The 24070-nt window shown below is 48.6% G+C and carries 23 protein-coding genes; 20 read left to right on the top strand and 3 right to left on the bottom strand.

The genetic code is table 11. The features are described 5' to 3' along the window. Nucleotides 1-138: 138 nt before the first annotated feature. Nucleotides 139-1218 (bottom strand): peptide chain release factor 1, encoded by a 1080-nt coding sequence (gene prfA, locus AOV_RS02725; RefSeq protein ID WP_075139037.1) that lies wholly within the window; start codon nt 1216-1218, stop codon nt 139-141. Nucleotides 1219-1562: 344 nt separating this feature from the next. On the opposite strand from prfA, the gene yihA reads away from it, so the two are divergent. The 4 genes from yihA to AOV_RS02705 all read left to right on the top strand — a co-directional run bounded on the left by yihA (nt 1563) and on the right by AOV_RS02705 (nt 4887). Next, nucleotides 1563-2174 (top strand): ribosome biogenesis GTP-binding protein YihA/YsxC, encoded by a 612-nt coding sequence (yihA, locus tag AOV_RS02720; RefSeq protein ID WP_075139036.1) that lies wholly within the window; start codon nt 1563-1565, stop codon nt 2172-2174. Beyond that, nucleotides 2125-3105, top strand: coding sequence for an acetylglutamate kinase (gene argB / locus AOV_RS02715; protein WP_199463051.1), 981 nt, complete (start codon nt 2125-2127; stop codon nt 3103-3105). The genes yihA and argB overlap by 50 nt, the downstream gene beginning before the upstream one ends. A gap of 199 nt (nt 3106-3304) precedes the next feature. After that, nucleotides 3305-4132 (top strand): oxygen-dependent coproporphyrinogen oxidase, encoded by an 828-nt coding sequence (hemF, locus tag AOV_RS02710; RefSeq protein ID WP_075139034.1) that lies wholly within the window; start codon nt 3305-3307, stop codon nt 4130-4132. Between the two features lie 218 nt (nt 4133-4350). Further along, nucleotides 4351-4887 (top strand): hypothetical protein, encoded by a 537-nt coding sequence (locus tag AOV_RS02705; RefSeq protein ID WP_075139033.1) that lies wholly within the window; start codon nt 4351-4353, stop codon nt 4885-4887. A 183-nt stretch (nt 4888-5070) separates the two neighbouring features. Here the strand turns inward: AOV_RS02705 and serS are convergent, their stop codons facing one another. Beyond that, the gene (gene serS, locus AOV_RS02700) at nt 5071-6360 is read right to left on the bottom strand and encodes a serine--tRNA ligase (RefSeq protein WP_199463097.1); all 1290 of its coding nucleotides are present in this window, start codon (nt 6358-6360) and stop codon (nt 5071-5073) included. A 90-nt stretch (nt 6361-6450) separates the two neighbouring features. Between serS and rmuC the strand changes: the two genes are divergently transcribed. Further along, nucleotides 6451-7779 carry a DNA recombination protein RmuC gene (gene rmuC, locus AOV_RS02695; protein WP_199463049.1) on the top strand — a complete coding sequence of 443 codons (1329 nt, stop codon included), beginning with the start codon at nt 6451-6453 and terminating at the stop codon, nt 7777-7779. 237 nt (nt 7780-8016) lie between these two features. Then, a complete protein-coding gene (locus AOV_RS02690; RefSeq protein WP_075139031.1) occupies nt 8017-8700 on the top strand; it encodes a VirB8/TrbF family protein in 684 nt (227 codons plus the stop codon). 44 nt (nt 8701-8744) lie between these two features. On the opposite strand, the gene miaA is transcribed toward AOV_RS02690, so the two are convergent. Next, on the bottom strand, nt 8745-9662 hold the full coding sequence (miaA, locus tag AOV_RS02685; RefSeq protein WP_075139030.1) for a tRNA (adenosine(37)-N6)-dimethylallyltransferase MiaA: 918 nt from the start codon (nt 9660-9662) through the stop codon (nt 8745-8747). A 200-nt stretch (nt 9663-9862) separates the two neighbouring features. On the opposite strand from miaA, the gene AOV_RS02680 reads away from it, so the two are divergent. From AOV_RS02680 to tatC, 14 genes are all read left to right on the top strand, one after another. After that, on the top strand, nt 9863-10303 hold the full coding sequence (locus AOV_RS02680) for a hypothetical protein (protein ID WP_075139029.1): 441 nt from the start codon (nt 9863-9865) through the stop codon (nt 10301-10303). A gap of 314 nt (nt 10304-10617) precedes the next feature. Continuing rightward, entirely contained in the window at nt 10618-10821 is a 204-nt protein-coding gene (locus tag AOV_RS05420) for a hypothetical protein (protein ID WP_233497101.1), read from the top strand. A gap of 86 nt (nt 10822-10907) precedes the next feature. After that, the gene (locus tag AOV_RS05415; protein WP_233497100.1) at nt 10908-11129 is read left to right on the top strand and encodes a hypothetical protein; all 222 of its coding nucleotides are present in this window, start codon (nt 10908-10910) and stop codon (nt 11127-11129) included. A 231-nt stretch (nt 11130-11360) separates the two neighbouring features. Next, the gene (locus AOV_RS05410) at nt 11361-11603 is read left to right on the top strand and encodes a hypothetical protein (RefSeq protein WP_233497099.1); all 243 of its coding nucleotides are present in this window, start codon (nt 11361-11363) and stop codon (nt 11601-11603) included. A 179-nt stretch (nt 11604-11782) separates the two neighbouring features. Continuing rightward, nucleotides 11783-13075: an NADH-quinone oxidoreductase subunit NuoF gene (gene nuoF, locus AOV_RS02665; RefSeq protein WP_075139026.1), complete on the top strand. Its 1293-nt coding sequence runs from the start codon at nt 11783-11785 to the stop codon at nt 13073-13075. 188 nt (nt 13076-13263) lie between these two features. Continuing rightward, nucleotides 13264-13863 (top strand): NADH-quinone oxidoreductase subunit J, encoded by a 600-nt coding sequence (locus AOV_RS02660; RefSeq protein WP_075139025.1) that lies wholly within the window; start codon nt 13264-13266, stop codon nt 13861-13863. Between the two features lie 48 nt (nt 13864-13911). Next, the gene (nuoK, locus tag AOV_RS02655) at nt 13912-14238 is read left to right on the top strand and encodes an NADH-quinone oxidoreductase subunit NuoK (protein ID WP_075139024.1); all 327 of its coding nucleotides are present in this window, start codon (nt 13912-13914) and stop codon (nt 14236-14238) included. 84 nt (nt 14239-14322) lie between these two features. Then, nucleotides 14323-16206: an NADH-quinone oxidoreductase subunit L gene (gene nuoL / locus AOV_RS02650; protein ID WP_199463048.1), complete on the top strand. Its 1884-nt coding sequence runs from the start codon at nt 14323-14325 to the stop codon at nt 16204-16206. Beyond that, nucleotides 16203-17666 (top strand): NADH-quinone oxidoreductase subunit M, encoded by a 1464-nt coding sequence (locus AOV_RS02645; protein WP_117374435.1) that lies wholly within the window; start codon nt 16203-16205, stop codon nt 17664-17666. Before nuoL ends, AOV_RS02645 begins: the two co-directional genes overlap by 4 nt. A gap of 2 nt (nt 17667-17668) precedes the next feature. Beyond that, complete coding sequence (locus AOV_RS02640; RefSeq protein ID WP_075139022.1) at nt 17669-19114, top strand: NADH-quinone oxidoreductase subunit N; 1446 nt, start codon at nt 17669-17671, stop codon at nt 19112-19114. A 22-nt stretch (nt 19115-19136) separates the two neighbouring features. Next, entirely contained in the window at nt 19137-20318 is a 1182-nt protein-coding gene (dxr, locus tag AOV_RS02635; RefSeq protein ID WP_075139021.1) for a 1-deoxy-D-xylulose-5-phosphate reductoisomerase, read from the top strand. A gap of 195 nt (nt 20319-20513) precedes the next feature. Continuing rightward, nucleotides 20514-21887 (top strand): TRP75-related protein, encoded by a 1374-nt coding sequence (locus AOV_RS02630; RefSeq protein WP_233497097.1) that lies wholly within the window; start codon nt 20514-20516, stop codon nt 21885-21887. A gap of 27 nt (nt 21888-21914) precedes the next feature. Continuing rightward, nucleotides 21915-23183, top strand: coding sequence for a flavodoxin-dependent (E)-4-hydroxy-3-methylbut-2-enyl-diphosphate synthase (ispG, locus tag AOV_RS02625; RefSeq protein WP_075139019.1), 1269 nt, complete (start codon nt 21915-21917; stop codon nt 23181-23183). 134 nt (nt 23184-23317) lie between these two features. Further along, entirely contained in the window at nt 23318-24058 is a 741-nt protein-coding gene (gene tatC / locus AOV_RS02620) for a twin-arginine translocase subunit TatC (protein ID WP_075139018.1), read from the top strand. The last annotated feature ends 12 nt before the right edge of the window (nt 24059-24070 follow it).

Genomic DNA, 24070 nt, shown 5'->3' with positions numbered 1-24070 from the left:
ATGCGACACTACTTGGGTGTATTACGTATAGGCTCTGGTTGTTATTTTGGCTACCAACTGTGACTGCGGGAGGTTTTGGCATCATGGCGTAATATGCACGTCTTTCGGTAGGTTGTGTGATGTGTATGGTTTGGGATGCTAGGGGGAAATCTGCCGCAGTTTGTTTGCCTGGTCATCAGCGATGAGGGCATCGACAAATTCATCAAGATCTCCCTCTCTCATTATGTGTTCAAGCCTGTATAGTGTCATATTAATACGGTGGTCGGTAATTCTGGATTGCAGGAAGTTGTAGGTTCGGATACGCTCTGAACGGTCACCCGAGCCTATCTGGCTCTTGCGCATTTTTGATATTTCATCTTCTATTTTTTGTTTTTCCATAGCATACAACCTTGCCCTGAGCACCTTTAGGGCCTTGCTCTTGTTTTTATGCTGAGACTTTTCGTCTTGTTGTATCACCACTATACCTGTCGGGATGTGTGTTATCCTAACGGCACTGTCGGTTGTGTTGACTGACTGCCCGCCCGGACCACTCGATCTGTAGACATCTATCCTGAGATCTTTTTCGTCGATTTTTAGGTCTACTTCTTCAACCTCCGGCAATACGGCAACAGTTGCCGCGGAGGTGTGCAACCTACCCGAAGATTCAGTTTCCGGTACACGTTGCACTCTGTGCACTCCAGATTCAAACTTCAACCGCGCAAACACGTCTTTTCCCCCTATGCACAAAGAGGCTTCTTTATATCCACCAATGCCGGTGGTGGAGATGCCTATAGGCTCCACCTTCCATGACTTTCTCTCTGCGTATTTTATGTACATACGATACAAATCGCACACAAACAGCGCAGCTTCCTCTCCCCCGGTACCAGCTCTAATTTCTAAAATCGCACTGCGTGAGTCATCCTTATCCTTCGGTAGTAGAGACAATTGTAACTGGTGCTTTAGCTTCGGGATTGACTTTTGCTTTGTATATAACTCTTCTTTTGCTAGGTGGGCTAATTCTGCATCTGTTTCCGCACTATTGATAAGCTCTTCCAGCTCCCCGATTTCTTTTTGTGTTGTCTGGTATTCTTCAATTAGAGACATTATAGGGAGTAGATCAGAATATTCCCTGGACGCAACAACGAAAGCCTGGACTCCAAGCGACTCAGGATTAGATAGCTGACGTTTCAAAATACGAAATTTCTCGCACAGCCCCTCAAGGCTGTCTTCAAAGCTCATAGTTTTACCTGTACCTCATGGCTAGGGCAGCCGTTCGAAACCGAAATTGCAAAACACGGCCATGTTAGCACCTATGCAGAACGTTGTAAATTTTTTGTGCTGTATGCCGCGCGCGTAGATTAAAACAATCAATGCACTTTAGTAAGTTTTGCATTTTGGCAGATACGTTTGGCATTGTATCATGTTCGCGGACATGGGGCCCGTAGCCCATACATTACCCGAGTGGGCGACCATAATGTTCGGGGCTTGTTACCTGTGGCTTCTCTGCAGTGGGATTGTAAATTTTTAATGCTGCACCTCCGCTGTGCAATGTACACTAAGTGCCACGAGATATAGGCCATTATATGTTGTCTAAGTGCAAATTCGTCGCCGGGGTGCAAGATAAGCGTTCCCTGCCAGACTTTCTGGTTCCTGAGGTTGCTTTTGCGGGAAGGTCCAATGTGGGGAAATCTAGCTTAATTAACGCGGTGACGAGAAATAGAAAGGGTGCCAGAGTGTCTTCCAGTCCGGGGTCTACCAGGCAAATCAACTTCTACCTGAACGAAGGGGTACTTGCGCTTGTTGACCTCCCTGGCTACGGATATTCTAAGGCATCGAAAGAAAGCGCAAGTTCTTACATGTCGTTGGTAGAACATTACTTGCTGACTAGGGAAACTTTACATCGGTTGGTTTTGCTTATAGATTCTAAAGTCGGGCTCAGGGAAATAGACATGGATTTTATGTCCTGGCTTGAGGAACACTGTGTGCACTATAGCTTGGTCCTTACCAAGATCGACAGGTTGACTGACAGGGAGTTTGACGATGTTTTATCTGCCGTACAGGGCAGGGTGGAGGGGTGTTGTATGCTGCTACGTCCAATAATTGGGACTAGCAGCAAGTCTGGAAAGGGGATAAAGGAGTTGGTTCATGAAGTCTCAAAATGTGTCAAAGAGTGGCCGGGAGAGCGCAGTGTCTGAACTTAATGCTGGTCAATTTTTGGGAAATAGTGAGTGGCTGCGTGACGTCAAAGTATTATCTGAATCTCTGCCTTACATACAGAGGTTTTCGGGGGAGACTTTTGTAATCAAATACGATGGAGCCGCAATGAAAGACGCAAACCTTTCCGCACGGTTTGCAAGCGATGTAGTGCTATTGAAACAGGTTGGCATAAATCCGATTGTTGTGCATGGGGGCGACTACAAAGTTGAGGAAGTTTTGGCAAAATTTGGCAGGGAGTGTACTTTTGTCAACGGTTTACGGGTTATGGATGTGGGGACCTTGGAAATTGCGGAGATGGTCCTGTCCGGCCTTGTGAACAAAGAGGTGGTTCAGCAAATAAACAATACTGGGGGCTCTGCTGTAGGTGTTAGTGGGAAGGATGCATGCTTGGTGGGAGCGAAAAAGACATGCTGCACCTTGCGCGATGGGGGCCCGAACAACATAGAGAAAATCATGGATGTGGGGTTTGTAGGCGAGCCTAGCGAAGTTAACACAGATCTGCTATTTCTCCTTGAGGAGTCAGACTTTATTCCAGTAATCTCGCCGGTGTGTAGCGGGGCTAATGGGGTAACTTACGTAGTAAATCCGGATCTCATGGCTAGTGCAATAGCCTCGGCCATGTCTGCTGCGAAACTGGTGCTTTTGGCGGATGCCGCTGATTGCGTGAAAGACACCCAAGGCCATTTATTGCGGGAAATCTCGTCAGATGGAGCAGAAAAACTGCTGCAGGATGAGGGAATGAGCGTAAGCATGCTGCACAAGCTGCAGGCATGTATAAAATTCGCCCGTGAAACATGCGGCACGTCCCACATAGTTGATTGCACCATACCCCACGTCCTGCTGCTTGAGCTATTCACAACACACGGTACTGGTACAACTCTCTGCTGTGAATTCCGCGGGGAGCAATAAGTCGTGTCCTCGCTGCAGCCAAACTTCTCCTAACACCGATTTCTCACTTGAGGTGCCACTGTCAGTGACGTTTGTGTGTGCCTGCGCCGTCAATTTTGTCTGCAGATCTGGTGCTGCTGCGCCGATTCTTTGGCAGATGCTTTATGGTTGTCTATACTCGGAATTCGTGTACGCTTTACACGTCAGTAGTTGGGTTTGTATGAACGAAAGGAAAGAAAGGGCTGCACAGTGGTTTCGCGAGTTACGCGATAAGATTGTCGATGAATTTTCAGCGATCGAAGGGGAGTTTTCCGACAGTCGTCCAGACATCAAGCGCAGGACGTGGGATAGAGAAGGTGGTGGTGGAGGCGAATCAGTTGTGATTGCCGGCAAAGTGTTTGAGAAGGCCGGGGTAAACTTTTCAACGGTGTACGGCATAATGGGTGATAACTTTGCCCGCGAAATACCTGGGGCACAGGAAAGCGAGGGAGAGTTCTGGGCCAGCGGCATCTCCGTAGTTGCGCACATGCAGTCTCCGTTTGTACCTGCAGTGCATATGAATACCAGGTTTATGTGTACTGCAAAGAGCTGGTTTGGTGGTGGCATGGATCTGACCCCTATATACTACGACGAAGATGACAAAACCACATTCCATGAGGGTATACGTGCTGCGTGCGGCAAGTTTGATCCCGAATATTATCCCAGGTTCAAGCAAAAATGTGACGAATATTTTTATCTTCATCACAGGAAAGAAATGCGCGGTGTAGGCGGAATATTTTACGATAACCTGTGCACCGGAGATTGGGAAAAAGACTTTGCGTTTACACGGGAAGTCGGAGAATGCTTTTTGCGAGTATATCCCGCCATAGTTAGAAAAAACATGCACAAAACGTGGGGAGAAAAAGAGCGCAACTTTCAACTATTGAAGCGCGGTAGGTACGTCGAGTTCAATCTGATATACGATAGAGGAACGAGATTTGGCCTTATGACCAATGGGAACCCGGACGCAATAATGATGTCCATGCCCCCTCTGGTGCGGTGGGAATAGGCTAAGCTTCCAAGCTTGATGCCTGGTCTGGGTCGGTATAGGCCTTTTGGCTCTTCACTTAGGAGGTTGCACGCCCGGTGTTGATTCAGAATGTAACATTGCGACTACCGTCAGTAAAATTGGTAAAGATAATAAGAAATATGTTGAAATTGTCATAATGCGTGGTAGCATTGCGCACGCTGAGCCTAATTCTATTTTGGATATGTTGAGGAGTAGTCGTGAACAGTAGTCAGGTAACCATGGCTGCGCACATTGCGGCTTTTGTAGTTACTTGCAGTGCGCTTACCTCTGTGTGTGCATCGTATGTTGTTAGTAAATACAAAGAGCAAGATGTGGACAAGCATCTGTTCATTTCGCTCTCCGTCCATGGCGCAATTTTGTGTCTGCTCGGGTTGTGCATGTGCTTTTCTGCACAGGTGGCGCGTGCTTCTAACAGAGCCAATAGTCTGTTGCATAGGGGTCGGATGAACCCGGCTTCACTATCAGGTTGTAGGAGTTCACCTACATCCGGTTATGCACCTGAAGCGGTGCGCATTCCCAATTTGATCGAGATGGAGTCTCTTGGGTGCGATGGTGCGATTCGGATATCTGGCATGCCCACAGAGCCGGTGTCTAAACGCAATTACGGTGTTGTGTGCTTGTTGCCCGAGGTAAGATGTCTAGGTGATCAACCGATTAGTGCGAGTTGTAACGAGGTTGTAATAGGTGATGCTTGTGGCATACGTAGCGCATCTCCGTCGTCATTGAGGGGTTGAGCGTTTTGCCGCACACAGATGTTTTGGGCACAACGCCGTGCCCATTAACGGGGCTATCTGCACTACATACGTCGAAGCATTTGGGGATGACTACGCATTTCCGGCGTGTTGGCCAGCCTTTGCCATGCAAATACTGCTTGAGAAGACCAAGTTCTATTTCCGCAACCGCGGCCCAGTACAAACCTAAGGCAGCGCATCTTCTGCACGCATTATTTTACTCGTTCCGGTATACTTTCTCAGCGCGTCTGGAATGGTGATAGACCCGTCCTCATTTTGGTGGTTCTCCATAATGGCGGCTATTGTCCTCCCAATGGCAAGTGCAGAACCGTTTAGGGTGTGCACCAATTCGGAGTGCTTTTTCTTGTTTTCAAAAAAGAAATACTTGGCTCCCATCCTTCTGGATTGAAAATCTTTACAGTTTGAACAGCTGGAGATCTCCCTATATTTGTTTTGAGCCGGCATCCATACTTCTATATCGTAGGAAATACTGGCGGAAAACCCCATATCTCCGGAACATAGAAGCATGACTCTGTACGGAAGCTCAAGCCGCTTCAACACCTCTTCCGCGATTGAAGTCATCCTCTCAAGTTCGGCATTTGACGCGCCACTTGTGGTGATGCTAACAAGCTCAACCTTACCAAATTGATGTTGCCGTATTACACCTCGCGTGTCTAGACCAGCACTTCCGGCTTCTGCCCTAAAGCACTGAGAATATGCAGTAAACCTTATTGGCAAAGAATTGTGTGGGACTGTTGCTCCAGACACCAGGTTGGTTAGTGCAACTTCGCTGGTTGGTATGAGCCTGAAGTTATTTGTGGTCCGGAAGGAGTCATCATCAAACTTCGGTAATTGGCCCACGTTGTACATTGTACGCTCGTTCACTAGGATGGGATGTGATATCTCTGTGTACCCAAACTCCTTAGTGTGCATGTCTAGCATGAAGCTTGCCAATGCTCTTTCAAGCCCCGCTAATTGGCCCTTTAAGATGGAAAATCTTGCTCCGGAAAGCAGCGCAGCACGCCTGAAATCCAACAGGTTTAACATTTCGCCAAGCTCATAGTGGGGTCTGGCATCAAAAGCAAAATCTCTCTTCTGTCCGTAAGACCTCACTTCAACATTGCTATTCTCATCGCTACCTACCGGGACCATGGAATCAGGAATATTAGGTAGGCTTTCGAGTAGGCTGGAGAGTTCTGTATCTTCTTTAATCCTGCGCTCTAGTGCTTCTATTTCTTCAGCCAGTTTTTTTGAGGCCTCGATTTGGGATGTACACTCAACCCCATCGCGCTTTAGAAGTGCCACTTCCCGCGTGACTGTGTTACGTTGTTCTCGCAGAGAATACAACGCAGACAACTCCCCCCTTTTTTTCGTATCTAGCCCGATAATCCTCTCTGCTTGCTTATCGAACCCGCGAGATATCATAGCCCTGTCAAACAGTGTAGGGTCTTTTTTAATAAGCTCAATATCGTGCACTGGAATTCCTGAATCGCGCTTCAAAAGAACTTAGACATACTATATGATAAGCCCTACAATTGTAAGACCATTTTGTGTGGAGTAGCCCTTATGATGCTGGATGTTACCTGGCATACGGTATCTGTGCTGGTGGTAGAGGCGCTTTGCGTGTTTTCCGTCACGTATATTTTTGCGCTGAGGACCCGGGTTTCAAGCCGCACTTATGGAGATGTTAGCGTAGCAAAAAGGCACCTTGAGGAAAAGCTTCAGGTAGTGGAAGGTGAAAATACCTCCTTAAGGCAAGAAGTGCAGGCTTTACAGCTCAAATTGCAAGATGCCAAAGATAGGGCCTTGGTTCTTGAGGTTGAGAAGAAAAATTTAGAACAGGCCGGAGCGCAGCTGGATAGCTTTTTGAAGTGTGTTGATGAGCAGTGTAGGGCACACTTTGAGAACCTTGCGAATAGGATTTTTGATGAGAAAGTTGATAAGCTGAACAAAATGTCGCGTGAGGGGCTGAGCGGAGTGTTGGAGCCGGTGAGGGAGAATATGAAAGCCCTAAAGCGTGAATTGGAAGAGGCATTTATCAGGCATGGCAAGGAGCAGTTTTCACTGAAGAACGAAATTCAGCGTATAGTGCTCGCCAATGAAAAGATAACACTTCAAGCTGAGGGGCTCGCCAATGCACTGAAGGGGGAGACAAAAATCCAAGGAAATTGGGGCGAGGTCATCTTGGAAAGGGTGCTGGAAGATTCTGGTCTGCGCAGAGGGCAGGATTACAAACTACACGGTGCAGGTATGGGCCTGCAGGGAGTTGATGGAGGAAAGCAATATCCAGATGTAGTTATACTTCTGCCTGGGGATAAGCATATTATTGTGGATTCTAAAGTGTCACTAGTGCACTACGAAAAGTACTGTTCGGAGAAACAGGAAGACGCGCGGCTGACGCACCTCAAGCATTTTGTAGGCTCTGTGAGGGCGCACATAAGCGACCTTTCGAGTAAAAGATACTCCGACGTAGAAAGCATAAATGCTCCGGACTTTGTATTAATGTTTATTCCGATAGAGAGCGCTTATTTTCTGGCTGTTCAGGCGGATGCAGAGCTTCACAAGTATGCGTGGTATCGTAAGATAGTTGTGGTTTGTCCGTCTACACTGTTGGCAACTCTGAAGACGGTTGAATCTCTATGGAGGCTAGAAAACCAAAACCGCAATACGCTGGAAATTGCTCGCCAAGGGGGAGCGCTGTACGACAAAATTGCGTCTTTCATTCAGGATATGCAAAAGTTGGGTAAGCAGATAGATACTGCCGGTAGCGCATACCGTGATGTAATGAAAAAGCTTTCTGAGGGGCACGGGAACATACTTGCCCGCACAAAAAGCCTGAAAAACCTAGGGGTCCGGACCTCGAAAAGCCTTGAGGTGGATGTTGTTGACAGCTGAAATAGACCAAGTGCCCAAAGGGGGCGGCTTAGGGCCTAGGTTGATGGTGGTATATAGTTGCTATTTTAAGAAATTTGTGGACTTTTTATATAAAGCGTGAAAACATCCGCATAGCCGCCCAGATTGCTGACTAGTAAATACAATAGCAACTGTTTTGAAGTAGCATGCGCGCACGGGCACAAGGTAATCTGGAAATTTGGTTTTTGCCGCGCAGTGTCGGGAGTTATCTGAAATAGAATGAGTGAATTTATCGGCGAAAGTCAGAAATACTTTGAAGACGCGCTGGAATGGTATTGCCGTAAGTATTTAGTTGCCGTTAGTGAAAGGGCATGGCTGTGCGTCTCGCTCGTGGTTTTCTTAACGTTTCTTCTGTTCTTGATGTTGGATACGTACTCTATGTTTCCTACCAAGACTGACTTTAGCTTCATAAAATATACAGACCGGTACAGCGACGAGTTTTTGCGGATCAAGAGGCTTAGCGTGGATGTTGAGGAAAGGGAGGAAGATCTTCTTTCTTCCTACCTAGCGGGGGAGTACGTGAAACGCTATGAGTCATACTCTCCTGACAGTACGGAGGCACAGCTGGGTTTCGTAAAGAATAACTCGTCCAGAAGGGTGTTCGTTGCGTTCAAAAACATTATGGAACGAGGTGCGGTTATACACCCGCTGATATCAAAATATAAGACTGATGCCATATCCCTTGAAGCAGTGATTGACAAGGTTGAGCTATTGCCCCGCAGTGTGGCCTCACTTAGCAGCGCGGTTGTGGAGTTTAGAGTCAAACACATAGTACACGGTGTGTTGGCCGATACTGAACGTCGTAAAGTACTGGTTTCTTTCTCTCTGTCTAACGTCAGAATGGCCTCGGCCGGGGTAGTGCCATTTGAGTTTACTATTAATACGTACAGATACATAGACTAACAAGTTGGTATCTGGCTTAATGCTGGCTGCTCAGCAATCGGTTTTTACTTCTCCATCTCCGTTAGACTGGATATTAGATGCTGCACCATTTCTTCCCGGGTGTTGAGGACCCGCGCATCTTCAGGTAGTTGCCTTCTGAACCACGTATACTGGCGCTTGGCATATAGCCGTGTGTTTCTTTGTGAGTTTTCTATGGCTTCGGACAGGCTTATGTTTCCGCGCAAGTATTCCATAACTTCTCGCACTCCTATGGCCTTCATGATTGGGGCATCTGCAGGCAAGTTTAGTGACATCAAATACTCAACCTCAGATATTGCGGATGAGTTGATCATGTCTACCAGCCTTCTGTCAATTCTGGGGTATAACTCCTCTTTAGGAGGTAGTAAAACGCACACCTCGCAATTTTCGAAAGGACGCTGCCTTGGGTGACGCTCTCGCCAAGAGAATATTGAAACTCCGGTGCTCTCAAACACCTCAAAAGCCCGCAAAAGCCGATGGGAGTTTCGTCGGTCAATTTTGCTGGCGTTTGCGTCCTGCAGAAGCAGCAATTCAAAAAACTTGTCGTTTCCAACTTCACTAAGCAGGGTCCTGGCTTTCTGCCTGATGTGTGCGTCTACTGGGGGCATTTCAGAAAGCCCGTATATCAGGCTGTTTATGTACAGGCCGCTTCCCCCGACAACTATGGGGAATGATTTTTTCTTCCAAGCGAGCAATATTTCTTGCTTTGCATCTTCCAGCCACAACCCTACCGAGTAATTGTTACTTGGGTGCACATAGCTATACAATCGAAACTGTGGGTTGGTCTGCAGGTATTCTGCCTGGTCAGTAATTGTCGGGACGTGCTGATAAATTTGTTTCGAATCACAATTGATTATCGTGCACCCCAGGCGCTCTGCCACTATTCCGGACACCTCAGATTTTCCAGAGGCTGTTGGCCCGGTCAGTATCAATAACTTGTGCATACTATCTGCTAATACAATCGGTTACGCGGGAAACATGCTGCGTATACTTTACCACGCGTATTCTTCCAAGTAGGGTTATGTTTTTGATAATCAATGTCAACTACCATGACCAAATAGTGTTGAACTCGGGCATTGCGCATGGTACACTCTACGCGAGTTGCTGTTTTGCCGGATTGTTGTACTTTTGAAGGATTTGCACGATGACGGATCAGGGGGGTTCCGCTGGTAGCGGGAAGGGGTTCGCCGCTAGGTTCGGTGGGAAGAAATCTTTTACCCAGAGGGGGAGCGAGGAAAGTGCTGGTAAGCAGTTTGCCAGTATTGTAGAGAATAGAACTGGTAGGCCCGCGGTCTTTAGCGAGGACAAGAGCGTCCTTAGAACTACCAGGGCAAGTAGTGAGGGGTTTGCCAGTGCTACTAGGAAAGGCAGGCTGGATTGCCTGTTTCTTGTCCGAGGCAAGGACAAGGGCAGGTCAGCTTGGCACTATGTGCTGGTGGACAAAGGCAAGAGAGAAATGTTTCTTGCAAAAAGCAAGAGTGGCTCTATGGATGTTGCGCTCTATGGCGAGATTCTCTACTCTGGTTGGGGTGAGAACCCTCCGGATGACATAGTGAAGAAGGTCGAAGAGGAGTTCGGCGCCTAAATGGACTTGTGCACCCTGTGCATCTCTGGCAGCGCACTGCTGTCGGTTTCATTTGGGGTGGCATTTGCGAATAAAGAAGTTAGCCATTCTTGGTGCAGCCTTGTCTGGCGTCAGGGCGGTAGCAACTCTAATGCCGCGGAGGGCAGCTTGGCACTATGTGCTGGTGGCTTCGGCTTCTAAGAAGTTTGACCACGTGCCTAGCCACGTAATTTTGACCCGAAGTGTTTAAGCGCAGTAGACTGGGCTGTTGAGCTAATCGCTAGGGGTGGATGGAAAAGCGAAGTTTTACCCACTGTAGTCCCAGACAAAGTGGCGTGTTTTTCATTTTCAATATGCAGCCCGTGTTGTTGGGTAAGCTTAGCGCGAAGCTAGCAGTCTTGGATCCAGCGTTATCCAGTCAAAGTGATAGAAGAATACAGCGAGAGGGTGGTTTGGTGCTCTTCTGTAGTGATGTGGCTGCGACTTCTAAGAAGTTTGACCACGTGCCTAGCCACGTAATTTTGACCCGAAGTGTTTAAGCGCAGTAGACTGGGCTGTTGAGCTAATCGCTAGGGGTGGATGGAAAAGCGAAGTTTTATCCCACTGTAGTCCCAGACAAAGTGGCGTGTTTTTCATTTTCAATATGCAGCCCGTGTTGTTGGGTGAGCTTAGCGCGAAGCTTCCGGGGCAGTTGTGGCGCAAACTGGCTTCTGTAAGGTTCCGCACCTCTTTCCGTGGGGCATCGGTGCTGGAGTTCTTCCCCCATTCTGTAGAGTTTGAGGATATTATGAGCCCTATAAAGGAGTATTATAAAGGTGTACTTGAATTCTCTGAGGGGGCTCTTTGATAAGTAGGGTTTTTCTGGGCGGCTACGTGCGTATCAGCCGCCTATGAATGCGGTGTTGGGGTAGACGGCTGACCATCTAGTTGCTAACGAGCACACTGGTATTCCACTTCCGGGGCCGTTTTCCATTCTGGACACTTGGAGCGGATAATTTTATCGCTCTCTTGGACGATTTAGTGCAGTCATTGAATGGGATAATTCACTGCACGCGCCAAATACCGGACGTCGTTTTGGATGATTGCTGACAGGCTTACCGGTTCCAACGTCGGTAGAGTAGGGTCTTATCGTGCATATGACGTACGTGATGGCAAGATGGAGCAGGGTCTGGACTTTATTATAGAAGCGTCAAGAGTGGTGACTCTGTGCCAGCGGAGCCACATGCTGAGGGCAGGTTCAGTAAGTTTTCCAGGCTGGTTTGGTAGGCATTCTTTCCTTACACTAAAGTACCAATTGGGTTGCGTGGGGAGAAGGCATTAAGCTCTATGGATAGTGTTTTGCGAGCCGGTTACAGCTGGGAACACGGCATCCATAAGCTTGCTGAAATAATAAATGTGTGAAACTTGATTTGCAAAAATAAGCGGGTGGTTGGTTCTACGGGTTTGCTGTTCTTGGAATTGTGGGTTAGTATTTGATTTGTTTGCTCGTTGGGGTGTTGAGTGAAAAGCGAGGATGTGGCGTTTACCAACCTTGCTGGCCGAGAGTCTCCGTATCTTGGGGCGGCTAAGAAGCGTGGAGCGTGGGATGGTACCAAGCGGATACTGGCGCTGGGCCCCGACAAAATAATCCAGGAGGTCAAAGATTCTGGGTTGAGAGGGAGAGGTGGTGCTGGGTTCCCCACGGGGATGAAGTGGAGCTTTATGCCTAAAACGCGCCCAGAAGGCCGTCCAGCGTACTTGGTAATTAATGCTGATGAATCAGAGCCAGGGACCTGCAAGGATAGAGACATAATCAGATATGAGCCGCACAAGATCATAGAGGGCATTCTAATAGCCGGGTTTTCTATGGGCGTCACCGCCGCGTATATCTATATAAGGGGTGAGTTCTATCAAGAATACTTAGTGTTGTCTCAAGCTTTGGATGAGGCATACAAACACGGGTTGGTTGGGAAGAATGCATGCTCTTCCGGCTACGATTTGGATATTTTTATCCATAGGGGCGCTGGTGCATATATCTGTGGGGAGGAAAGCGCACAGCTAGAATCCCTGGAAGGGAGAAAGGGAATGCCCAGGTTGAAACCCCCATTTCCTGCGGCTGTGGGTCTGTACGGCTGCCCCACAACCATAAACAATGTTGAGACCATCGCTGTGGTTGCGGACATCATGCGTAGGGGGTCAAAATGGTTTTCCTCCTTGGGTAGGCCGAATAATACTGGGACAAAGATTTTCTGTATTTCTGGGCATGTGAATAAGCCGTGTAACGTGGAAGAAGAGCTCGGAATCCCGATGCGGGAACTTATAGAAAAATACGCCGGTGGCGTTGTTGGTGGCTGGGATAACCTTTTGGCTGTAATACCCGGTGGCTCTTCCGTTCCTATGTTGCCTAAGTCTATTTGTGACGATGTGATGATGGATTTTGACTCCCTAAAGGCAGTGCAATCCGGTCTCGGCACGGCTGGGTTGATAGTTATGGATAAGTCTACAGATCTGGTAGAGGCAATCGAGAGAATTGCTCGCTTTTACATGCATGAATCGTGTGGTCAATGTACTCCATGCCGAGAGGGTACTGGATGGATGTGGAGAATGATGAAAAAAATGGTCGATGGGACCGCAAAAGACGGTGAGATAGACAAACTGCTCGATGTTGCATCCCAAATTGAAGGCCACACGATCTGTGCCCTTGCAGATGCTGCGGTATGGCCTATACAAGGCCTGTTTCGCCACTTCAGGCATGTAGTTGAAGACCGCATTGGTGGTAAGGGAAAGGAAAAGCGCAGAGTTGCGGCTTCGTGAACGAGGGCAGCTCCCCTACTACGTGTGCTATTTACTGCAAGTTGAAAAGATGCTTGTGGTGCTGCTGTGGCGGTCATCAATGTCTGGCGGGGTCTTTTGCACGTAAATCGCCGGTGGGTTGGGCTGAATGAACTTGCACCTGCGCGTTGTTATGTTATCATCTCCGGTGTTATCGCTGTGAGGGGCCGGTGCTCAGCTTTTTGTTCTTCTGCTTTGCGGGAGTGGTGGTACTATCTGCTGTGGGTGTTGTCCTGTTGCCAAACCCGGTGTACTCAGTTTTGAGCCTGATTTTGACTTTTTTTGTCTCCAGCGCCGTATTTATCATGTTGGGGGCAGAGCTAGTGGCTATGCTTCTCGTCATAGTATATGTAGGGGCTGTTGCCGTGCTTTTCCTGTTTGTTGTAATGATGCTAGATATCAATCGGGTGAGGTCTAAACACGGCTTAGTCAGGCACTATCCACTGGGGGTTGCATGCATGCTCCTGTTTTTTGGTTGCATGGTATACTCAATTTTTCACGTCAAATCCGCTGCAATTGGCGATTCAGAGGGGTTTGGTGGCGCAGATAACGTGTTCCTCATAGGTTCGCAGCTTTACACCGAATATGCTTATGCGTTCCAGCTGTCTGGAGTTCTACTGCTCATTGCTGGGGTTGGGAGCCTGATTTTGGTGGTTGGTGGCAGCAGTGGCCGGTCCTTGAAGCAAGATGTTGGCCGGCAACTTAGGAGGTCGTCTAAGATTAAGTTACTTTCACCTGGAGTTGGTGTGGGCGTCTCTGATGTGGACTGAACCGTTTGCGCTGAATTTAGTTGATTTACTCCGTGTAGGAGGGGTGATATGGAGTTTCTAGTAAATGCCGGCTTGTCTCTGAATTGCTTTTTAGTGCTCGCGGCTGCTTTGTTTGTTGTTGGTGCCTGTGGCATAGTGATAGGGCGAAAGAGTGCGATCAATGCCTTGCTTTCCCTGGAGCTTATGTTGCTGGCTGTAAACATGAATTTTGTGGCCTTTTCTGCCTATAAGGGGGACATTCAAGGGCAGATCTTTGCGGTGTTCATACTTACCGTTGCGGCTGCGGAATCTGCTGTGGGCCTGGCGGTGATGCTGGCGCATTTCAGAAATGTTGGGGATATTGACCTCAGTGAGGCGAGTTCGTTGAAGATGTAGTTAAAGGTGGTAAAGGCGCACGTTCTTGTGCATTTTGTTTTGGAGGTGGGGGCTGCCATATAGCCCGTGTCCCGTGGTGGTTGTATGTTTAGTGTTGAGTTTCTCTGTGTTACGCTTCCCCTAATTGGGGCTATTATTGGGCAGGCAATGGGACGCAGCAGACTGTTGTCTGCCGGTATAATATCTTCGTGCGTATTTTGTTCAGCGGTACTGTCTTGGTACCTATTTCTTACACTACAGCAGCGCTACAGTGTTGGGGTTATGCCCTGGTTCCAAATTGGAGATATGGCGATCGCATGGTCAATTTGCATTGATAAACTGTCCGCCATAATGCTTGTGGTTGTGACTACTGTGTCACTAATGGTGCATCTGTACTCGATAGGATATATGAGCGGCGATAGTGGCGGAATTAGGTTCCTCGCTTACTTATCCGTCTTCACTTTCTTCATGATGGTCCTGGTTACCAGCGGAAATTTCGTGCAGCTGTTTTTTGGCTGGGAGGGTGTTGGGCTATGCTCTTACTTACTTATAGGGTTTTGGTTCAAAAAAGATGCAGCAAACAGATCTGCGATGAAAGCGTTTGTTGTGAACAGAGTAGGGGATCTGTTTTTTCTGTGTGGTATGTTGGCCATTTTTTACGTATTTCGCTCTTTGAGTTTCGATGAAATTTTCGAGCAGATTTCAAACGGGGAAGGTTTCGGCACCGTGAGCGTGCTTGGATACCAAACACAGATTGTAAGCATTGCATGCATATTACTATTTCTTGGGTGTATGGGAAAGTCCGCCCAGCTCGGCCTCCACACTTGGCTTCCGGATGCCATGGAGGGCCCCACTCCTGCATCTGCACTCATACATGCAGCCACCATGGTGACAGCAGGTGTGTTTTTAATTGCGCGTTGCTCGCCAATTTTTGAGCTATCACAAGCCGCTCTGGACGTTGTGCTAGTGATTGGGCTGGCGACGTGCCTGGTTGCGGCGCTAGTTGCAATTGTGCAGGAAGACATCAAGAAGATAATAGCCTATTCCACTTGCAGTCAGCTGGGTTACATGTTTGTGGCATGTGGAACCGCCAACTACCACTTGGCGATTTTTCACTTGGCGACACACGCGCTTTTCAAGTCTCTACTATTCCTTGCTGCTGGTAACGTAATTCACTCTAATGCTGGTGAGCAGAGGATTACACATATGAGCAAGAATTGCTGGCGTGATATACCGTTAACCTACGCGCTGATGTGGATAGGCTCCCTGTCCCTCATGGGTGTGTTTCCTTTTGCTGGGTTTTATTCCAAGGAGCTGATCATTGAAAGTAGCAGTGCCAGCAGCGTTGGATTTGCGGTGACGAATTTGGTTGCCTGTCTTACTTCCGTGTATTCGTGTAGGCTCATGCTCAAGGTGTTTCACAATCCTTCTACAAAGCGAATTTCGTCTATACATGAATCCAGTGGCATTATGCTGTTCCCGCTGCTTGTACTAGCAGTTGGGGCAGTGGTTTCCGGCATGTTGCTCAAGAGCTTTTGGGGCATTACTGGAAGTGAATTTTGGGGTGGAAGCCTAAAAGTGCACGCACATGAAGACATCGGGCTGCTGCTCTCCCTGCTTCCCGCAATATTGGGTGTCGCTGGTGCGTTGTTGTACCTAGCCTACCACAACAGGTTGCGTGTTATTGCCTTCCCGGACAAGCTTGCAAGGCTGGTCCATACGGTTTTGAAGAACAAATTCTATTTTGATGAGCTGTATGACCTGACGCTAGTACGTCCAATGGGCAGAATAGCCACGACCTTTCGGGTCGTTGTAGACCAAAAAGTGATTGATTATTTCCTCTTAGGTGGTATTACTGAGGCGGTGAGCACATGCGCCAGATATAGTGTCAAGGTGCAGAGCGGGCGCGCGTTTGATTATGCTCTTGTCATGTTGTCCGGGGTGGTAGCTACTACACTGTTGGTGGTATATGGTTTTATGATACGGTGATTCTTCTGATGATCCTAATACCGGCGTTGGGGTCTTGTCTGGCGGCGTTTTCGCGCGGTGCTATGTCCAGGGCTGTAGGTCCAGCCGCCGTGGTTGTCACGCTGGCAGTGTTTTGTGTAAGCGTTATACCGCTGGTGCAAGGGGGTGATTTCGCTGGGGAGACAGATTCCCATTTATGGGTAGGGCAGATTTTTTCTATGGATACGCTGTCCATACCATTGACGGTGCTGTCCTCTTTCCTGTTTCTTGTATGTTCACTTTTTTGTGTGTTTAGTCCGGGCGGGGCGCCGACCGTTCCTTCTTTTTTCGCGTTGTTGCTTTTGTTAGAGAGTCTTGTGATTGCAGTTTTCTGCACACATGACATCTTAATGTTTTTTATTTTCTTTGAAGCTTCATTGGTCCCGATGTTTTTCATGATCGGGTTTTGGGGTCATGGTGATAAAGTAGGTGCCGCGTTTAAGTTTCTTATATACACGGCTACAGCTTCGGTCGGATTTTTGGCTGCTGTGGCGTGTATTGATGCTGTTGCCAACGCAACTTCCTCGTCATTCGATGATACTGCCGTTGGGCTGGCGACGAATGTACACTTCCACTGGCAAGTGTACTTTTGGATTTTGTGTTTCATTGTGTTTGCCGTCAAACTTCCGGTGGTTCCTTGCCATACATGGCTACCGAGCGCGCATGTGCAGGCGCCAACAGCTGGATCCGTGCTGCTTGCAGGGTTACTGATCAAACTTGGTGGGTATGGGCTTTTGAGATTTTGCATCCAAATGTTGCCAACGGCTAGTGCCCATTTTGCGAAATTTGTAATCTGCTTGAGTGCGGTGTCGTTGATCTATGCATCTTTAACGGCGTTTGCGCAACGCAATATGAAGATGCTCGTGGCATATTCCTCTGTTGCTCATATGAGCTTTGTTGCTGCTGGGATGTTTTCCTTGAATGAGGCCGGGATGCTGGGGGCGGTCTATCAGATGCTAAGTCATGGCCTGATATCTGCTGCGCTGTTTCTGTGTGTTGGTATGATATATAGCAGAACGGGGACCATGGAGATGTCTGAGTGTAGTGGATTGGCATCGAAGATGCCAAGGCTTTCCGCGATGATAGTGTTCTTCAGCATGGCTTCTGCGGGAATTCCGGGTACTTCCGGGTTTATGGGGGAGTTTTTATCAATGCTTGGAGTTTTTAAGGCCTTTGGGCCAATGGTTATCTGTTTTGCTGTAGGCATGGTACTAAGCGCTGCGTATATGCTGCGTCTGTGTAAGGAGGTTGTTTGGGGGTCCGCTCCTGCGGGTTCTGGCAAGTTTGATGACATCAACATTGGAGAATTTGCCATTTTAGCGGCCCTAGCCATACTTGTGTTGGTGCTTGGTGTCTTTCCTGCGCCATTGCTTACCATGTTAAAGCCTGCCGTAGAGCATTTATTGGTGCCTCTACATAAACTTCAACCTTCCTGGGGCTGAGTATGTGCTGGAGAGATCTACTGTACATGCTGCCCGAGCTTTATCTTCTGGGCTCAGCAATGGTTGTCCTTCTGTTGGGTATGGTGGTAGATGCACGCTGGATACATAGGCTATCGGCGATTTCTATGGGCGTGGTGGTTGTTCTCTCTTGGTGGTCGGGTGTTGCCCATCACGTTGCTGAAGACGTTCACCTATTTAGCGGCCTCGTGTTACATACTCAGTACACCTGCGTATCCAGAATTTTTGTGGGTATTGCGGGGTTTGTGGTCTCCCTGCTGTTTTTGTGTGCAAAAAGAGAGGTGCGCTACGAATTTTCTGTAGTTATGCTGTTTGCGGCTCTGGGTGCCATGACCTTGGTGCAGGCAGGCCATTTTCTTTCTTTGTACATTTCGCTTGAGCTAAATAGCCTGTCATCTTGTGTTCTGGTGTGCTTTAATCGCGGTTCGGAACGCGCGTCTGAGTCCGCGCTTAAGTTCTTCATTCTGAGCGCTCTTTCTTCTTGCATCATGCTTTATGGAATCTCATTAGTGTACGGATACTCCACGGGGTTAGAATGCGGTGTGATGCGGGAGATTCTTGAGGGGCGCGCTTCGCTGGGGGCCACTTTAGGGTGCGCGTTCATATTGGTGGGTGTGCTCTTCAAGCTTGCTGTGGCGCCCTTTCACATGTGGGCTGTGGATACTTATCACGGCTCTCCCATGGCGGCTATGGCGTTCTTTTTTATAGTGACAAAATCTACGGCGATCTTGCTACTTGCCCGAATTATTGGGGAGAATGGTATACTGCAACAGAGCATTTTATTCGGGATTATTTTCGTTTCTGGGTTATCTGCAATCATTGGAGAGCTCGGTGCTTTACGGCAGAGCAACATCAAAAGGCTGCTTGCATATTCCAACATAGGGCAACTTGGGTATGTGCTGCCGGTAGTTGCCCTGCACGGCACATCTTCATGTGTCATATCGCACTACGTGTTGACAAGTTTGGTAATCAACGCATGGATTTTTTCTGTGCTCCTCAGGTATGATGATGAAGGATTTGAATTAGCAGACCTCGCCGGTATGTACCGCAACAACCCGTTTGTGGCTTTTTCGTTGGTTACCTCTATGATTTCGACTGCGGGGTTTCCTCCGTTTGTGGGATGTTGGCCCAAATATTTTTTACTCAAGTCCATTGTGATGTCAGACATCCCGGCGGTTGTGGCTTTCCCGTATGTTCTGTTCGCGTGTGCAGTCGGGGCTGTGCCATGCTTTTACTGTTTTCGCATTGCTAGGGTGGTGTACTTTGACCAACCGGCAAGAGGTGCCGAGCATCCAGCGCTTCCGCGTCGCTTGGGCCTGACCGCTGTTGCCGTTGTTTGTACATTGTTGAGCGTCGCTGCCTTGTTTTTGGCCCAGTATTTTGATATCCTGTTCCAGGGCCTAGTGTGGGTTCTCGTGGGGCACACTTAGGTCGAAAGGTTGGGTGTTTCACATGGGTCGTAAGAGAGTCTCTGTATTTGGTTCGACTGGGTGCATAGGACAGAAGGCAGTTCAGATTTTGCGCGACAATCCTGATGACTTTGAAGTTGTAGCCTTGGTTGCTGGGCAGGATGCACACCTATTGGCGTCGCAAGCGAGGCTTTTGGGCTCAGACATGGCCGTTATAGCCGAAGATGACGCGTATGGGACGCTGCGGGAGTTGCTTTGTGATACAGATGTCGAAGTAGGGGCGGGTACCACCGGTGTCATGGATGCGGCGTCTCAGAGTGTGGACAGTGCGGTAATGGCCATAACAGGTATAGCTGCTTTGCACCCAGTAATACGTCTAATAGAATCGGGTGTGAAGTCAATTGCTTTGGCGAATAAAGAAAGCGTGGTCTGCGGGGGTGACTTACTCGTCAATGCGTCCAAGCAAATGGGCGTCAATATCGTTCCTATAGATTCCGAACACAATGCTGTGTTCCAAATACTAGCTCATGACAGGTGCGTCGATAGGGTTACGTTAACAGCTTCTGGTGGGCCGTTTTTGCGGTGGACCAGAGAGCAGATGCAAACTGTGACACCTAACGATGCTCTTATGCATCCTGTGTGGAAGATGGGGCGCAAAATCTCAGTTGATAGCGCCACTATGGTTAACAAGGCATTGGAGGTCATAGAAGCGCACTACCTTTTTTCGCTTGATCCAGACAAGATTGACGTAATAGTACACCCAGAGTCTGTGGTGCACGCTGTGGCTGCGTATCCAAACGGAACATCCATTTCCCTCATGTCTATACCAGACATGAGCATACCCACACTACACGCGCTGTACTGGCCTCAGCGGGCAACCGTATGCAGCAGCACTCTCGATCTGGCGTCTTATGGTAGGCTAACGTTCATGGAGCCCGACCTCGAGCGTTTTCCCGCACTGAATTTTGGATTTGAAGCGCTTTGCTCATCCAAGCCGCGCGCTGCGGGCATAATGCTCAATGCTGCGAATGAGGTTGCAGTGGAAGCCTTCTTAAATTCCGAGATTGCATTTTTGGATATAACCAACATTATTATGAATGCTATGGACAAGCTCGCATATTGTGAGGTAAACTCCATCTCGGAAGTGAGCGAATATGACCTAATATGCAGAACTAGAGTTAGGGAGATTATAGATACACTAAAAGTTTCTGAATTGATTCAATAACAGTACGAGCTTGCATGCTTTTTGTGTGATAAATGTTGTGCTGCCGCGAGTAATAATGTATGTAATGCGCGTGGGTGCGTTCCTACGTGGGTATAGTGGGCAGCGTGCGTTGCTTGCCTGTGGGTGTCTCGCGTGTCTGGCGTGGTGAGTGTGTCTAGTGCGTGGTATGTTGTGTTAACTTCATCGGTTGGTTCCATGTCAAGGTTAGTGATTTCTTTGTTGGGTTTGGCGCTGTTTGTAACTTCGTGTGGTGAAAAGTACGTATTTGAGATGAGTAGGAACTACGTTCCCCCATATAATCCAGGAGGGGACCTCTTTGATGAGGATGAGGGCTTTGCCCAGTCCTATGAGGTGTACAAGCAGCGCAGGGAAGACATCCTGGCGGATGTTGGCTCTGGTACGCGGGAGTTGCGCACAGAGGGGAAAGGGGCCTCTGATAGGCGCATTAGTGGCCGTTCTGGTATCCAGAAGCGTGATGTCGTGGAAAAGTTGCGTGAGTATGGTGCGGTTCCCCTGGATAGGGTGGAAAGCGGCGGTAAGGGCATGATAAACAAGGAAGGAATGGATCTTGCCCGGGTTGAAGGTGCGAGGTTTTTGGACGTGGATCTGAAACTTAGGAATGAGGCGCCTGAAGAGTTGGAAGCGCGCACTCCTACCAGTGGGCGCAAGAAGCGTGTGTCTACCCAATCTGAGAAGGCTGCTCTTCCTGGCGCTAAGTCGGCGGCTCAAAGTGGTGGCGCATCCAGCTCCCCCGCTGCTGGTATTAGCTCAGGCGGGAAGGTTTCTGTGAGTAATGTTAACCCCCCTGCTACTGCTACGGCCGGACCTGACGCCAATGGTGGTGTAGGTGCCGTTTCTGCGGGTTCAAACAAGGAGGAGAAGAAAGGTGGCGCTTCTTCGGCTAATGATAATAAATCTGTCTCAGCTGGCAAGAAGGCCGCTGCTAAGCATCTTCAGGAGACCAAGAAAAAGCTGTCTGACGCGGCTGGCTCCACTGACAAGCGTGGCGATGATAAAAAGGTTTTGAAAGGGGAAAGTGCCAAAAAATCTGATGGCGGCGGCTCGGTTAGGGCTGCACCTATACCTGTAGGTAGTGGTGCTGCGCCTTCTGCAGGCAAAAAGAAGCCCTCCGCCGTTGCGCCGCTGGCAGAGCCAACTTCCAAAAGCAAAAAGGTGGCTCCTACCGCAAAGAAATCAGATGATGATGCCGAAAAGTCTGCAAGTTCTGTAGAGAGTGGTAGTGTGGCTGCTCCGGTGAAGAGCGCTTCTACCAAAGCGCCTGACCCAGGTAAGCTCAAGAAGCTTGATGCCGGGCAGCCTTCTAAGCAGATAGGTAGAAAGCAGATTGAGAGGGCTGCTAAGCGGGCTGAAGGTGATGTCCGTGGTAAGTCAGAAGCTGCCCCTGAGGCTGCGCCTCTCACAAAGGATGACAAGGGTGCGAGTACCAGGGGGAAGACGCACACTGCCGGAAGTGGGGAGACAGGAGTTGTCGGTAGGGACTTTCTGGATTCCTGGAAGTTCGATGACGACGAATATGAAGACGACTACATCATACAGTACATGGACTAGCATGCACTCCCGTAGAGGAGGGGTATAGTGGTCGATTGTCGTGCCGCTTTGGGTGTAGCGGAGTTTGAGTCTGTTGTTGGGTCGCCACACACGGCGCGGGTCAGCTGTGCGGTTAGAGTAGGTAGGGTTGTCATAGGTGGTGGCAACCCTGTAGTGGTGCAATCTATGGCTCTTGGGGGTTCTGGAAGCCTCTCTTCCGACCTGGAGGAAATTCTCTGTCTCGCAATGGAGGGGTCTGAGCTTATAAGGGTTGCCATAAATTCTGAGGAGTCTATAAAAAGCATTCCCAAGATTGTTGAGCATTTAGTCAGCCATGGCTTCGATGAGAAAATGGTTGTTGGTTGTGGCCAATATGAGGTCGCAGGATTACTGGGCAAGTACCCGGATTATGCAGCGTTTCTTGGGAAAATAAGGGTAAATCCGGGAAATGTAGGTTTTGGCGACAGACGAGATAGGAATTTTGAATCTGTCATAGAGTACGCAATAAAGCATGATATTCCAGTTCGGATAGGAGTCAACTGGGGGAGCCTAGATAAGGCCTTGATAGGCAAGCTTATGGGTGATAATGCATCTCTGGCGAATCCGTACCCGGATAACGTGGTGATGAGAAAAGCCCTAGTGATGTCCGCTCTTCAAAGTGCCGAGCTTGCGGAACGTATAGGCATGCCGCGTGATAGAATAGTGCTTTCCTGTAAAACCAGCAAAGTGCGTGACCTGGTGGCGGTGTACTCTGCCTTATCCAAGTCTGCCAACTACGCTCTCCATTTGGGGTTAACCGAAGCAGGCACTGGATTGAAAGGTATAGTCAGCAGTACAGCCGGGATAGCACACCTCTTGCTTATGGGCATAGGTGATACTATAAGGGTGTCGCTGACGTCCACTTCTAGAGAGGATAGGGCACAGGAAGTTAGGGTATGTAAGGAGATTCTGCAGGCTATAGGTCTGCGGTTTTTCTCCGCCCAGACGACTTCCTGTCCAGGTTGTGGGCGCACAAATTTCCCTTACTTTCAGAAGTTAGTAAGCGGAGTGAACGACTACATAGAGAAGCGTATGCAGGTTTGGAGAAAAAGCAACCCCGGTGTGGTCAACATGACGGTTGCAGTCATGGGATGCGTGGTCAATGGGCCCGGTGAGAGCAAACACGCGAATTTGGGCATCAGTCTTCCCGGAAACGGGGAAAGAGAGGTTGCTGCCGTGTATGAGGACGGAAAAAAGCTCTGCACGCTCCAGGGTGAAAACGTGCTTGGGGAGTTTCTCGAGATAGTTGAGTCTTACGTGCACCGGAATTACAGTTAGAAAACGTGGTTAGGAGCGATCGGTCTACCACAGGTAGGCGGGGAATGTGTGATTGTGCCGCTGTGCGGACTACTTGGTAAATTTCCTCAAGTATGTCACAATTCCCCTATACTCTTACAATTGTGGTGCATCCAATGGATACGGGTAACATGTCATTAGCAGGGCATTTTTGTGAACTCCGGAGAAGGATTGTATTCTCCGTCATGTGTTTTATAGGAATGTTTATCGTCTGCTATCTGTTCTCCGATAAGATATATGAGTTCCTGCTAGTCCCCTTGGTGGAGCTTGCAGGTGATAATGAAGACTTTTCTCTTATATACACAGGCCTCACCGAAGCCTTTTTTGTATATGTAAAAGTAGGTGCAACTGCCGCGCTATTTTTTTCATTTCCTGTTTTTACCTGGCAACTTTATATGTTCCTTGCTCCCGGCCTGTACAAGGAGGAAAAAAGGGTTTTACTGCCGTATCTAGTAGCCGCGCCGGTCCTATTCACTGCCGGTGCAGCTATGGTGTACTACTACATATTTCCGTTGGCATGGAAGTTTTTTATGGGTTTCGAGAATAGAGATGCTTCAGTTGGTGTACCCATAGACTTTATGCCATCTGTGAGCGAATACCTGGATTTAGTATTGCAGCTAATGTTTGCCTTTGGCATGGCGTTCCAGCTGCCCGTAATACTCACCATGATGGCTAGGATGGGCCTGATCTCGTCAAAAATTTTGGCGGGAAAACGCAGGGTCGCAATTGTGGTTATATTTACCTTGGCTGCAATTTTGACTCCTCCCGATGTGATAAGTCAGATAGGTCTCGCAATTCCTATGTTATTGCTGTACGAAGCCTCTATACTCGCCTGTAGGTACATTGAACGCAGGTAGGGAGGCAAGTTG

Origin of the sequence: Anaplasma ovis str. Haibei (assembly GCF_002214625.1) — a bacterium.
GTDB classification, from domain to species: Bacteria; Pseudomonadota; Alphaproteobacteria; order Rickettsiales; family Anaplasmataceae; genus Anaplasma; species Anaplasma ovis.
This window is presented reverse-complemented; position numbering and strand designations above follow the sequence as displayed.